10 protein-coding genes are annotated in these 12,570 nt (G+C 69.4%); 4 read left to right on the forward strand and 6 right to left on the reverse strand.

Annotated elements, in window-relative coordinates:
• Window positions 1–4 precede the first annotated feature (4 nt).
• Genes OG407_RS49075 through OG407_RS49085 form a run of 3 tightly spaced genes read left to right on the forward strand, consistent with a single transcriptional unit; the run spans window position 5 to window position 4,582 of the window.
• On the forward strand, window positions 5–2,275 hold the full coding sequence (locus tag OG407_RS49075) for a glycosyltransferase family 39 protein (RefSeq protein WP_329351980.1): 2,271 nt from the start codon (window positions 5–7) through the stop codon (window positions 2,273–2,275).
• 28 nt (window positions 2,276–2,303) lie between these two features.
• Window positions 2,304–3,047, forward strand: a complete 744-nt coding sequence (locus OG407_RS49080) for a response regulator transcription factor (RefSeq protein WP_329351981.1) — start codon at window positions 2,304–2,306, stop codon at window positions 3,045–3,047.
• Window positions 3,044–4,582: a HAMP domain-containing sensor histidine kinase gene (locus OG407_RS49085; protein ID WP_329351982.1), complete on the forward strand. Its 1,539-nt coding sequence runs from the start codon at window positions 3,044–3,046 to the stop codon at window positions 4,580–4,582. Before OG407_RS49080 ends, OG407_RS49085 begins: the two co-directional genes overlap by 4 nt.
• Before the next feature lie 110 nt (window positions 4,583–4,692).
• Here OG407_RS49085 and OG407_RS49090 read toward each other — a convergent pair whose 3' ends face one another.
• The gene (locus OG407_RS49090) at window positions 4,693–5,289 is read right to left on the reverse strand and encodes a TetR/AcrR family transcriptional regulator (RefSeq protein WP_329351983.1); all 597 of its coding nucleotides are present in this window, start codon (window positions 5,287–5,289) and stop codon (window positions 4,693–4,695) included.
• Window positions 5,290–5,391: 102 nt separating this feature from the next.
• Between OG407_RS49090 and OG407_RS49095 the strand changes: the two genes are divergently transcribed.
• Entirely contained in the window at window positions 5,392–6,465 is a 1,074-nt protein-coding gene (locus OG407_RS49095; RefSeq protein ID WP_329351984.1) for an alpha/beta hydrolase family protein, read from the forward strand.
• 57 nt (window positions 6,466–6,522) lie between these two features.
• Here OG407_RS49095 and OG407_RS49100 read toward each other — a convergent pair whose 3' ends face one another.
• The 5 genes from OG407_RS49100 to OG407_RS49120 all read right to left on the reverse strand — a co-directional run bounded on the left by OG407_RS49100 (window position 6,523) and on the right by OG407_RS49120 (window position 12,331).
• Window positions 6,523–7,764, reverse strand: a complete 1,242-nt coding sequence (locus OG407_RS49100) for an MFS transporter (protein WP_405867923.1) — start codon at window positions 7,762–7,764, stop codon at window positions 6,523–6,525.
• On the reverse strand, window positions 7,761–9,074 hold the full coding sequence (locus OG407_RS49105; protein WP_329351986.1) for an amidohydrolase family protein: 1,314 nt from the start codon (window positions 9,072–9,074) through the stop codon (window positions 7,761–7,763). Before OG407_RS49105 ends, OG407_RS49100 begins: the two co-directional genes overlap by 4 nt.
• Window positions 9,071–9,385: a hypothetical protein gene (locus OG407_RS49110; RefSeq protein WP_405867925.1), complete on the reverse strand. Its 315-nt coding sequence runs from the start codon at window positions 9,383–9,385 to the stop codon at window positions 9,071–9,073. The genes OG407_RS49105 and OG407_RS49110 overlap by 4 nt, the downstream gene beginning before the upstream one ends.
• Before the next feature lie 310 nt (window positions 9,386–9,695).
• Window positions 9,696–11,270, reverse strand: coding sequence for an MFS transporter (locus tag OG407_RS49115; RefSeq protein ID WP_329351988.1), 1,575 nt, complete (start codon window positions 11,268–11,270; stop codon window positions 9,696–9,698).
• Between the two features lie 11 nt (window positions 11,271–11,281).
• A complete protein-coding gene (locus OG407_RS49120) occupies window positions 11,282–12,331 on the reverse strand; it encodes an amidohydrolase family protein (protein ID WP_329351989.1) in 1,050 nt (349 codons plus the stop codon).
• Between the last annotated feature and the right edge of the window lie 239 nt (window positions 12,332–12,570).

Below are 12,570 nucleotides of genomic sequence, written 5' to 3' on the forward strand. Positions count from 1 at the left end.
TTCCATGAACGAGTCATACCGGATCCAGTCGGTGGCGTCGGTCCCCAGCGGTCCCTCGGATCCCCCTGCCCGCTCCCTGCCTGCCTGGGCCGCACCGGCCGCGCTCGGCGCGATCCTGTTGCTGGCGACCGCGTTGTACGGCTGGGCGCTAGGGTCGTTGGACTGGGGCAACGGCTACTACTCCGCGGCGGTGAAGTCGATGGGGAAGAGCTGGACCAACTTCCTCTTCGGCGCCTACGACCCGGCCGGAGTCGTCACCGTCGACAAGCCGCCTGCCGCGCTGTGGCCCCAGGTCGTCAGCAGCAAGATCTTCGGGCTGCACGGATGGGCCCTGATCCTCCCGCAGATGATCGAAGGCGTGGCGACGGTGTTCGTACTCCACCGCACCGTGCGCCGATGGGCGGGGGAGGGAGCCGCGCTGCTCGCGGCCCTCGTGCTCACCCTCACCCCCATTACCGTGGCCATCAACCGGGACAACAACCCGGACACGCTGCTCGTCCTGTTGCTGGTGTCGGCGGCGTACGCGCTCACCCGCGCTCTGCGGGCCGAGGGCCGGGCGGCGACCTGGTGGCTGTGCGCGAGCGGGGTCCTGATCGGGTGCGGGTTCCTCACCAAAATGCTGGCCGCCTGGATGGTGGTCCCCTCGTTCGCCCTTGCCTGGCTCGTGGCGGGAAGCGGTGCCTGGGCTCCCCGCGTAGGGCGGTTGCTTGCCGCGGGGGCCGTCCTGGTGGCGTCATCGCTGTGGTGGGTCGCCATGGTTGCGCTGTGGCCGGGGGAGCGGCCTTACATCGGCGGCAGCACGGACGGCTCGGCATGGGACCTGGTGATCGGCTACAACGGGTTCGGCCGGATCTTCGGCTCCAGCGGAGGCTCGTCGCAGACGATGCCCGGTATGAGCGGCAGCTTCGGTGGTGAGGCCGGGCTCGGTCGGATGTTCAACACACAGATCGGCGGGCAGATCAGCTGGTTGCTGCCGGCCTGCGCCGTGGCTCTGGTTCTCGGGGCTGGATGCGCGGTGCTGCGCCGCCGTGGGCGACTGGCTCCGTCCGGTGTGCTGCCCGACTCGGGATGGCTGCTGTGGGGGTCATGGCTGATCGTGTGCGTGGCGGTGTTCTCCACGCAGAAGGGCATCTTCCACCCCTACTACACCACCCAGTTGGCTCCGGCGATCGCCGCACTGTGCGGTGGGATGCTCGCAGCCCTGATCCGTGTCCACCGGGCTGGACTGTCGTGGGCTCCCTGGGCCGGCGTGGCGGCCGTGACGGTGACGGTCGGCTGGGCGCTGGTTCTCGTCCGACGTAGTCCGGACTGGAACGGGTGGCTGGTCTGGCCAGTGCTGCTGACCGGCTGCGCGGCGATCGCGCTCCTGGTGGCCCGGCGCAGTGGACGGCTTCTCCTGGTGGGGGCGGCGGCTGCGGTGGTGTCGATGCTGGTGGTGCCAGGAGCGTGGGCGATGAGCGAGCCGGCCTCCTCGGGTTCGTCGAATCTGCTGGGTGGTACCAATCCGTCAGCCGGTCCGGCGACCGCACTGGGCTTTGGAGGCGGCGGTATACCGAGCCAGGGCTCTGGCGGAGGCCAGGGGTCATCGGGCCTGCCCTCCGGGATGCCGTCGGACATGCAGGGCTTCCCCGGTGGAGACACCGGTTCGGCACAGGGCGGGCTTCCCTCGGGAATGCCCTCCGGCATGCCCGGCTCCGGTGAGGGTGGTCTGCCGAGTGGTTTCCCCAGTGGCATGCCAGGCGTGTCCGGTGGTTCCGGCTCGGCTTCCGGCAGTGAGGAGTTGCCGTCCTTCCCGGGCGGCTCCGGCGGGAGCCGGAGCGGACTCGCTGGCTCCGGCGGCTCGGAGCTCACTTCCGACCAGCGCAAGATCCTCGACTACGCCGTGAAGCACGCTCGGAAGGCGCGGATCAAGCTCGCTGTGTCGGGCGGGGCCAACGCCACCAACGCGTTCATCCTGAACAGTGACGAGACGGTGATCGGCATGGGCGGCTTCCTCGGTTCCGACGACGCGCCGTCGGTCATCCAGCTCAAGAAGTGGACCAAGGACGGCGAGCTGCGGTACATCCTGGGATCGGACGACTCCAGCGGAGGCGCGATGCAGTTCCCGGGCGGTACGTCGGAAGGCCCGAGCAAGCAGCGCTCCGACTGGATCTCCAAAAACTGCACCAAGGTGTCCGCGTCGGCCTACGGAGGCAGCACCACGTCTCAGCAGAACGCCGGCAGTGCGGCGCTCTTCGGCGGCAGCACCGTGCTGTACGACTGCGCCGCACGGTGAACAGCGACAGAACGGACCGCACAACACGATGAACGAGCAGCCCTCTGACAGGCAGCGGTACAGGCTCCTCGTGGTCGAGGACGAACCCAGTATCCGCACCCTGTTGGAGTCCACCCTCCGTCTCACTGGATACGAGGTGAGCGGAGCGGAGGATGGTCGGTCCGCCCTCGTCGAGATCGAACGGCGGGAACCGCACCTGGTGCTGCTCGATGTGATGCTCCCCGACCTGGACGGCTTCGAGGTCACACAACGGCTGCGGGCGGCCGGGAACGGCGTACCCGTGCTGTTCCTGACCGCCCGTATCGACGTCGACGACCGGATCAAGGGCCTGAGCTCAGGCGGCGACGACTACGTGACGAAGCCGTTCAACATCGAGGAGGTGCTGCTGCGTATCGAGGCCATCCTGCGCCGCACTGCTGCCCAGGGAACGGAACTCCTCCTTCCGGAGACTGTGCTGGGCTACGCGGACCTCGAACTCGACGAGGGGGCGCACGAGGTGCACCGCGCAGGGCGCTACGTTCCGCTGTCGCCGACCGAGTTCAAGCTCCTTGCCTATCTGATGGCCAACCCGGGCCGGGTGCTGAGCAGGGCCCAGATCCTCGATCACGTATGGAGCTACGACTTCTCCGGGGACGCCCGCATCGTCGAGACGTACGTCAGGTACCTGCGCAAGAAGATCGACTGCTTCGAACCGCCGCTTATCCATACGGTGCGCGGAGTCGGCTACTGCCTGCGGCTGCCACGCGGGGCGGGCGAGGCGGCGGACCAGTGAAACCGTTGCTTCCCCGACCGCCCGCATCCCTGCGTCGGCGCCTGATCCTGGGCGCCACCGCGCTGGCGACGGTCGCGGTCATCGTCTCCCAGGTCTTCGGCTTCACGGTGCTTCGCTCGTGGCTGCTGGACCGCGTCGACCAGCAGCTCGCCGACTTCCACCCTCCTGCCCCTGCTTACTTCGACGCGAGTAAAGGGGGTATTCCCAGCGGACGGCTCGGCGTCCTGCCCTCGGACTTCCGCGTCTATTTCTACGATGCCTCCGGTCTCCGTACGGACGCGTCGCTCGGTGCCGATGACACGCCGGGGCCGCGGATCGCGGATTCTGTGGCGGGGCTCGGTCTGCGGGACGGTCACCCGGCGACCGTGGATGCCGTCAGCGGCGGCAACCGGTGGCGGGTGTTGCTGAGCTCCGGTCCTGGCGACATGCACGCCGTGGTGGCGCTGCCGCTGGATACGGTCGACGGCGCCACCTCCAAGATCCTCTGGCTCAACGCCGTGCTGCTCGTCATCACAGTCGCCGCTCTGCTCGCACTGGGCCGCTGGGTCGTACGGCTCGGCCTGCTCCCGCTGACCCGCATGGAGCGCACCGCCGAGCGCATCAGCGCGGGGCAGCTCGATCTGCGGCTCCCCGACACCGATCCGCGGACCGAGATCGGGCGGCTCGGCCGGGTTCTGAACTCCATGCTGGAGCGGCTGCGCCAGGCGCTCGGGGAGCGGGAGGCGTCCGAAGCGCGCATGCGGCGGTTCGTCGCCGACGCCGGACACGAACTGCGCACTCCGCTCACCGCCATCCAGGGCTACGCACAGCTCACACTGCGCCGTGAACGCCTGTCGGCCGACGAACAGAGCGAGGCCTATCAGCTCATCGCACAGAACGCGGAGCGCATGGGCCTCCTCGTGGACGACCTCCAACTCCTCGCCCAGTTGGACAGAGAACCGTCGTACGCGAGCGACCCGGTGGACCTGCTCTCCCTGGCGGCGGACGCCGTTGGGACCGCCGCCCTGCATGGGGCGGGCCATCCGGTCGACCTGGGCCCGCTGCCGGGCCCGGTGGGCAGCGGTGAACTGGACGTGGTCGAAGCCAGCGGCGATCCCCACCGGCTCAGACAGATCGTCGAGAACCTGCTCTCCAACGCCCGCCTGCACACCCCGTCCGGCACTCCGGTCCATGTCAGGGTGGGCGAGACCCGGGTCAGCGCGGACACCTGCGGAGCGGATCGCCCGGGACGCATCAGCGCGTCGCCACCCCTGCCGCCCGGCACGCCCGTCGCCGTCGTCGAAGTAGCGGACGAAGGGCCCGGACTGGCCGCTCGGAACGCCGAGCACGTCTTCGAGCGCTTCTACCGTGTCGACACCTCCCGCTCCCGTGCCCACGGTGGCAGCGGCCTGGGCCTCTCCATCGCCGCCGTGATCGCCGAGGGCCATGGCGGCCGACTGGAGCTCGACACCGCGCCGGGCAAGGGGTGCACCTTCCGTCTCGTTCTCCCCGTGCAGCCTCCGGACGGTCGGTCCGTCGGCACGTCATTCCGATGACCGCCGACGTGCCGTCTGCCCGAGATCGTCCAGGCCACGGACGTCTCGCCGCGCATGGGCACCACAAGGAGCGCTCGGTGCAGGTTGCCGGCCGAGCGAGCGCGGAATGGCTACCCGCCCCCGTTCACCAGCCCGTTCATCAAAAGGTCGACGATCCGCTCCATGTACTGGCCGTCGACCGGCCGACGGGTGAGCAGTACCTGGAAGTGGACCGGCGCGAGGAGTACCTCGAACACGAGATGTGCGTCAGGGGCTGTCACCAATTCACCGCGCGCGACGGCGCGGTCGATCACGACGCCGGCCGAGTCCAGCCGCGTGTTCCAGAACTCATCGCGCAGCCGCGCGAGATCGGGGCTGTCGTCCGTGGCCGCCATCGCGCGGATCAGAGTCGCACCGAGCGGCGAGTTCACCATCCGGACCATGGATGTGGCGTACGCGGTCAGATCGGCGCGCAGGGATCCGGTGTCGGGTACCGGGAGCGCCTGCTCGCTGTGGGCCAGGAGGGCAGCCACGATCAGGCCTTCCCGCGTCCTCCACCGGCGGTAGATCGAGGTCTCGTGCACATCTGCGCGGGCCGCCACGTCGGCGATGCTCAGCTTCTCGGCCCCGTGTTCCGCCAGCAGGGCCAGGGCCGCATCCAGCACCGCCACCCGGACGCGTGCCGAACGGCCTCCGGTACGGCGCTGAATCTCATGATGGTCGCTCACCTGAGCAGGGTAACTCAAGTTTCTTGCGTTAATTATCCAGGCTGATTACGGTGCTTAAAGCAGATGTCTTGCGTTAAGGCAATGGGAAGTAGGTGTGCGCGTATGCCCTACCGGTGGAAGGTCGCTCCCGAGGAACTGTTCGTCGAGCGATACCGGCAAATGGTGAGCGGCGGCCTGTCGGTCGAGGATGTCGACTCGGTCCGATTGGCGGTCGCCGAAATGTGGCCCGACCGGCCGGGCGGATGGGCGTACGAGTGGGCACGGCTGGCCGCCGGGCACGCCGAGCGCGGCCGGCACCGACTCGCGGCGCTCGCCTACGGGTGGGCGAAATTCCCCGCACTGGCCGACGATGCGAAGCGCACCGCCCTGGAGCGGCAGCTCGAGCAGTACCTGCTTGCCGCTCCCGGCCTCGAGGTTGCGTTCGAGCGCCGTATGGTCGACGTGCCCCAAGTGGCCCAAGTGGAGGGGGTCACCGTCCTGCCCGTGCACCTGCTCACCCCGCGGGGCTGGTCCGGTGACACCCCGATCCTGCTCGCCAGTGGGGGAGTGGACACCTGGAAAATGGACTTCCACGCGCTCTTCGAGGCCATCGTCCTGCGCACCGGCATGGGCGTGCTGGCCTTCGACATACCTGGCACCGGTGAATGCCCGGGCCCCCTGAACTCGGAGGACGGCGCCGATCTCGTGCGCGTACTGGCGGCCGAGGCTCGAGTGCTGGGCAATGGGCGCGTCCTGCATCTGGGCATATCCATGGGCGGGCACTTCTCGGCCTGCTCGGGTCTGGCCGGTGACGTCGACGCGGCGATCGTCATCGGCGGTCCCGTCGAGGCGGCCTTCGCCCCAGGCCGGACCTTCGCCTTCGGCATGGACGGCATCGTCGGCAACGCATTGGGGTTCGACCACGAACCGACTCCTGCGGAACTGGCCCAGAGCTGGCCCTCTTTCGACCTGCGCCCGCTGATCGACCTCGACGCCAACGTGCCAATGCTCGTGATCAACGGCGCCGACGACGTCCACGTTCCTCAGGAGGACACCCTTGTCTTCGGTGGCCGTCGGGACACGGAAGTACATCTGCTTCCCGACACCGGACACTGTGCTGTTTCCCGGCTGCCCCAGGTGCTCCAGCTGATGTTCGAGTGGATCGAACGTGACCGGCTGTCGACTGTCGGCAGCTGACGCGAACAGTGGCGTTCGAGGCGGCTGCCCGTGCCGGCGCGGTCAGCGCCCCGTCCTTCAGTGTTCACGTCGTCCCCGACGTAGTGCCACCAGCGCGCTTATGGCCAACAGGGTCACCGCCACGCCGAAGCTGATCCCGGCAGTTCGAAGCCCCACCGCGTCGGCTGCAAGCCCGACGCCCACCACGGGCACGGAGATCGCGACGTAGAGCACTGTGAAGTACGTGGAGGCGACCTCCGCCCGCTGCCCACTGGGCGCTTCGGCGTTGATCGCGGCCAGTCCCGCGCGGAAGCTCACCCCCTGTCCCAGTCCGGCCGTCACGGCGGCGCCCAGCAGGAGCACCAGCGATCCGGCGGCGAGTCCCGCGATCAGCAGGGCCATGCCCGCGATCAGTAGACCGCACCCGGCGGGCAGGGCCGCTCGGCCCAGTGGTCGTACGAGCGTGATCTGACCGATGGCCGAGGCGGCGAACACCGTGCAGACCACGGAACCCGACAGCGCGGGATCGGGCAGGTGGAGCAACTTCCCCAGGAACGACGGTGCGACCGCCGTGAACAGCCCGAGCACCGAGAAGCCGGCGAAACCGGCGATCGACGCCCGTAGGAAGGTGGCCCGTACCTGTTCGGGCACTCTCGGGCGGGTCAAGCACAGCCGCAGCCGCCCGGTGACCTCGACCGGCTCCGGCATCAGCCATACGCCTGCCGCGGCCACGGCGAGCATCCCTAGGTGTACCTCGAACGGCAACCGCAGTGGAGCCGGGGCGAATTGGGCGAGCAGCCCGGACAAAAGCGGTCCCGCTCCCAGACCACCCATGTTCGCCACCGTGGCCACCAGGGTGGCACGTTCCCCCGCGTCCTCGTCGGCCAGGTCGACCAGTGTGGCGGTCGCGGTGCCGGTGAAGATGCCCGCGGACAGACCCGAGAGCACGCGGCCGGTGATCAGCAGGGGCAAGCTGTCCGCAGCCAGGAACATCAGCGCGCTGAGTATGGCGAACACGAGTCCGGGCAGCAGCGAGCGCCGCCGTCCGATGACGTCCGAGACCCGTCCGAACAGCACCAGAGCGGTCAGGACCCCCACCGCGTACGCGGCGAAGATCACTGTGCTCATGAGGGTCGAGAAGCCCAGCCGATGCTGGTAGAGCGTGTACAGCGGGGTCGGCAGGGTGGTGCCCAGCATCGTCACTGCGAAGGCCAGGGCCACCAGCCAGAACGCCGCACCCCGGGGTACGGCCGGTCGGCGTGGGCGCTTGCTGCCGGGTGGGCGCCCGAGTGTCGCGGTCAGTCGGGTGCGCGTTCTCACGTAGCGTCCATCGAGTGGAGGAGCCGCTCGCCCGAGTCCAGCAGCCGGTCCTTGATCTCGGCGAGGCCGCAGTCGAGCAGGGTGTGGTCGCGTTTGCGCCAGCGGCCGGCGACCATGACGGCTTCGATGTTCGCGATGTCGGAGTGCAGGGCAGCGGCGATCGGGTTGTGGGCGGGCCACAGGTTGAGGGCACGGGTGTCGACGGCGACCAGGTCGGCCTGCATGCCCGGCTCGATGCGGCCGACCTGGTCGGCCAGGCCGAGTGCCTTTGCTCCTTCCACGGTGGCCCACGCCAGGGCCTGCTTGGCGGTGACCGACGGCGCCTTGGCGTGTGTGCCGGTGTTCTTCCGGTGGCGGGCGTGATCCAGGCCGCGCTGGTGGGCGAGGGCGATACGGGCGGCGGTGAGGACCTGGCCGGGTACGACGGTGTCGATGTCGGTGCCGAGAGAGGGGGCGGCGCCGAGGCGCAGCAGGGAGCCGGTGACGGGGGTGCCGTGGCCCTGGCCCAGTTCGTTCTCGGGTGTACTGGTGAAGGTGACGCCAGCCTCGACGAGCGACCTGACCCAGTTGTCGGGCAGGTCGGAACCGTGCACGACGTTGGTGCGGGGGCTGAACAGCCCGGCGGTGCGTAGGGCGTCCCAGCCGGGCGCGAGCTCCCCGCCGCTCTGGTGGAGGGATACGACAAGATCACGTTCGGTTGCGGCCCGGAAGTCGGCCACCGCGGTGTCGGGGGAAGAGTACTGCGGTCCTTGGACGGCCATGCCGAGAGTGAGGAGGGCATGGTCGCGGACGGGCCCGTCCAGCAGGCGGTCGATCTCGGCGAGCGGATGGGGCAGGTCCGGATCCCGGTAGGGGGTGCCGTGCAGGAAGACGGCACGGATACCGGCCCGCACGAGCCCTTCGACGGCGGCGTCGGCGTGCTGGGCCGTCAGGCTGTTGTGGCACCAGTCGCCGAGCGTGGTGGTACCGCAGTTGATCTGGTTCAGCGCGCCGGCGAGATTGCTGACGTACATGTCGTCGGGCGTGTAGTGCCGCACGACGCCCCCGTGCAGGTGGGTGAGGTACTCCATGAGCGTCCAGTCGACGCCCACGGCACGTAGTCCGGTCTGCCAGGTGTGCAGATGGGCGTTTACCAGGCCGGGGATGATTACACGGCCGGTGAGGTCGACGATTTCGGCGTCCGGCGCGTCCAGGTTCTCGCCGATCGCGGCGACACGCTCGCCGTCGACAAGGACGTCGACGCGCTCGGCGTCGGGCTGGCCCGGCGCCATGGTGACAACGCGCGCGCCACGCAGCAGTACGCGGCTCATCCGACGGTTCCTGTCGTGAGCGAGGCTTCTGACACGGCGCGGCACCCTGCGGCAGCCGTCATCGCATGGACTGCGGTGCGGGTGCTGGTGAGAAAGCCCTCGGTCGCGACGTGGCCGATGCAGCCGCCGGGACGGCCGACGTCGTAGGACGACGGCAGCAGGGCCGTCACCCCTTCGAAGTGGTGCAGGCACGAGGCACTGCCGTGCAGCGGCACGGCCGTGGGCCTGTGTCCGGTGGGTGCGTAGCGGACTTCCAGGTCTCCGATGGCTGCGAACAGTGAGCCGGACTGGGGTTCGGGCCAGATGTTCATATCGGTTACAGTGTTGCCGTTATCGGTCGCCTGTCAAGCGGGCGGACTTTCCACAGGTCGGGAAGGTGTAGTCGGATGCGGGCGATGAGGTCGGCGACATATGTTCCCCTGCGCCTCTGTGCGCGGGGCCGCCGGCGGACAGTCTTGTTTCGTGTGCGTGGCATGAGCTCAGTACGACGTCATCCCGCTGTCCGGCGCACTGGTTGCTCTGCCGGTGGGGACGTGGCCGGCCACGACATTCACTCCGCCGGCGGTGTGGTCCGCCGGCAAGGCGAGCAGGCCCGGGGTCTTGTGAAGTGTCAGGGGGTGCTCAGTCCGAGGAAGGCGGTGTTTTCGGGGCGCGGAACAGGCATCCGATCGCGGCGGCGAGGACGATGACGCCGACGGCGATCAAGGAGGCGGACAGTCCGTCCATGAAAGCGGACTTGACGCCGTCGGCCAGGGCGGGGCCCCGCGCACCGAGGTGTTCGGCGACGTTCAGGCCGGCGGCGGCCGAGTCGCGTACCGATTCGGCGGTGTGGGCGGGGAGGCGGTCGACGGTGCCGGGGAGGTTGGAGCGGTAGTGGCTGCCGTAGATGGAGCCCATGAGGGCGATGCCGACGGCCGAGCCGACCTCACGGGTGGTGTCGTTCATGGCGGAGGCAACGCCCTGCTGGCCCCGGCCGAGCGAGCCGGTGATGGCCGAGGTGCCCACCGCGCCGGACAGTCCGATGCCGAACCCGGCCAGGACGAGCCCGCCGAGGAAGGGCAGGTAGCCGGAGCCGACGTCGAGCCGGGCGATCACGAGCAGACCGGCTGCGAGGAGAAGGAGTCCCGTCGCCATGACGGCCTTCATGCCCAGGCGGCGTACCAGGTGAGGGGTGGCTTGGGAGGTGGGCAGGACGACCACGGCGACGGGGATGAGGGCGATGGCCGCCTTGAGGGGGCTGTAGCCGAGGATGAGCTGTAGATACTGCAGGCCGACGAAGAAGAAGCCGAAGACGGCCATGAACTGCACGAGTACGGTGATGACGCCGGCGCGGAATCCGGGGATGCCGAACAGGGCGGGGTCGAGCAGCGGATGTTCGTGCCGGAGACCGAGCCAGGCGTAGGTGGCGAACGCCAGCACGGTGACGGCCAGGGCGCCGATCACGGCGGGTTCGCTCCAGCCCTGTTCGTTGCCCTCGATGATGGCGAAGACCAGTGTGCCGATGCCCAATGCGGTGGACACCGCTCCGGGCACGTCGGGTGGGGAGGGGTGCTCGTCCTTGGTGTTAGGCGCCAGGGCGACGGCGGCGAGGCCTGCGAACAGGGCGACGACGGCACTCGCAACGAATAGCGAGCGCCAGGAGAACCACTCCAGCAGGGCGCCCGCCGCGAGCATACCGAGGATGGCGCCGGCGGCGGCGAACCCGGACCAGACGGCCACACCCTTGGCGCGTTGTCGCGCGGGGAAGGCGGCCGTGATGGTCGACAGGGTGCCTGGCATGATCATCGCCGCGCCCAGGCCCATGACGACCCGCCACACGATCAGCGTGGTGGTGGAGTCGGCGAAGGAGGCGGCCAGCGAGGCCGCTCCGAAGACCACGGTGCCCGCGACGAGGATATGACGGCGGCCGATCCGGTCGCCGATCGCGCCGAGCGGGAGGACGAGGGCGGCAAGGGCGACGGTGTAGCCGTCGGCGATCCAGGTCAGCGAGGTGTTGGACGCAGACAGGTCGATGGAGAGGTCGGGCAGGGCCAGGTTGAGGGCGGAGACGGACGCGACGACCAGGACCAGGGACAGACACATGGCGACCAGCACGCCCTGGTGGCCGGCCCGGCCGGTCGCGACCGCGACTTCGCCGTCCTCGTCTCGATCGATCATGGGGTCGGTGCCGGGGTCGGGGACTGGGGTTGCAGACATGGTGTCCTGTTTCAGTTGGTGCCGGGCTGGACGAGTTTGAAGACGAAGCGGGCGGCGGCGCGCTGGGCGGTCTGCCGCAGGCGTATCGCGGCCGGCCGGACCGGGACCGGTGCGGGAGCGCCGGAGGACAGACGGGGGAAGAGCGCCTCGGCGTTGGTGTGGTTGACCGCCTTGAGCGGGCTGGGCTGGAGGAAGGCGTCGAGGCCGTTGGTGAAGTACTGGCCGGCGGGGGTGGGGGCGAAGGGCCAGTCGCTGCCGAACAGGACATGCCCGGGGCGGGCGAAGGCGAGCAGGGTGGGCAGAGCGGCGGGGCTGGAGGACAGGGCGGTGTCGAAGTAGAGGGAGCGGAAGTCGTCCAGTACGTCCAGTGGGCTGCGCCCTGTGTCGTTGGCGATGGTGACGGCCATACGGTGGGAGGCGTACGGGACGAAGCCGCCGGCGTGGCTGAGGATGAACCGGACGCCCGGGTAGCGCCGGACGATGCCGTTACGGACGAGCAGGTAGGCGGCCCGAGTGGTGTCGAGGAGGAAGTCGGCGGCGAAGGGCGGGATGCCGTCGACCGGGGGAGCGGGCAGTTCGGCGGGATGGACGAATGCCACGGCACCGCGCTCGTCCAGGGCACGCCACAGAGGTTCCTGGCCGTCGGTGCCGAGGTAGGTGCCCCGGTTGTTGGCGAGCAGCGTGACGCCGTCCGCCCGCAGGTCGTCCAGTGCCCGAACGGCCTCGGCGGCGGAGTCGGCGGCGTCCGGCATGGGAAGGGTGGCGAAGAAGCCGAAGCGGCCGGGACGGTCGCTGGTCAAGGCCGCCGAATGGTCATTGAGGCGGCGCGCCAGATCGGTGGCCGTCTCCTGGTCGGCAAGGAAACCGGCCCCCGGTGTGGAGACGGACAGGATGGCCGTGCGGGTACCCAGCAGGTCCATCAGCTCCAGCGCCGACTCGGCAGACCAGTTGGGCAGGGGCCGGCCGCCGGCCTCTCCGATACCCGCCTTGGTGAGCTCGTCGCGGTAGAACGCGGGCACGATGTGCTGATGGACGTCGATGCGCTGTGCCGAGAGGGTCATTGAGCGGCCTTTCGTGAGCGTGCGCGGACTACGGCTTCGTCGACGTGCTCTTCGCTGCACGCTGCTTGCCGCTCCGCGCCGCCGGTCGGCGTCGGGAGCAGGGTAGGGCGTTGTCGTCGTCGGAAACGCCAACGGCTCCGGTGTGGCGCGCAGAAGCAGTAAGCGGTGGTGTGGAGGGAATGAATGCGAAGTGCCCGTCGGAGCGGAGGACCGAGACAGGGGATCTCGTGCCGTGCTGC

Source organism: Streptomyces sp. NBC_01515 (genome assembly GCF_045040345.1).
Lineage (GTDB): Bacteria > Actinomycetota > Actinomycetes > Streptomycetales > Streptomycetaceae > Streptomyces.

Coding starts and splice junctions, on each gene's coding strand:
- OG407_RS49075 (WP_329351980.1), top strand. CDS start 5: ATGAACGAGTCATACCGGATCCAGTCGGTGGCGTCGGTCCCCAGCGGT.
- OG407_RS49080 (WP_329351981.1), top strand. CDS start 2,304: ATGAACGAGCAGCCCTCTGACAGGCAGCGGTACAGGCTCCTCGTGGTC.
- OG407_RS49095 (WP_329351984.1), top strand. CDS start 5,392: ATGCCCTACCGGTGGAAGGTCGCTCCCGAGGAACTGTTCGTCGAGCGA.
- OG407_RS49105 (WP_329351986.1), bottom strand. CDS start 9,074: ATGAGCCGCGTACTGCTGCGTGGCGCGCGCGTTGTCACCATGGCGCCG.
- OG407_RS49110 (WP_405867925.1), bottom strand. CDS start 9,385: ATGAACATCTGGCCCGAACCCCAGTCCGGCTCACTGTTCGCAGCCATC.
- OG407_RS49115 (WP_329351988.1), bottom strand. CDS start 11,270: ATGTCTGCAACCCCAGTCCCCGACCCCGGCACCGACCCCATGATCGAT.
- OG407_RS49120 (WP_329351989.1), bottom strand. CDS start 12,331: ATGACCCTCTCGGCACAGCGCATCGACGTCCATCAGCACATCGTGCCC.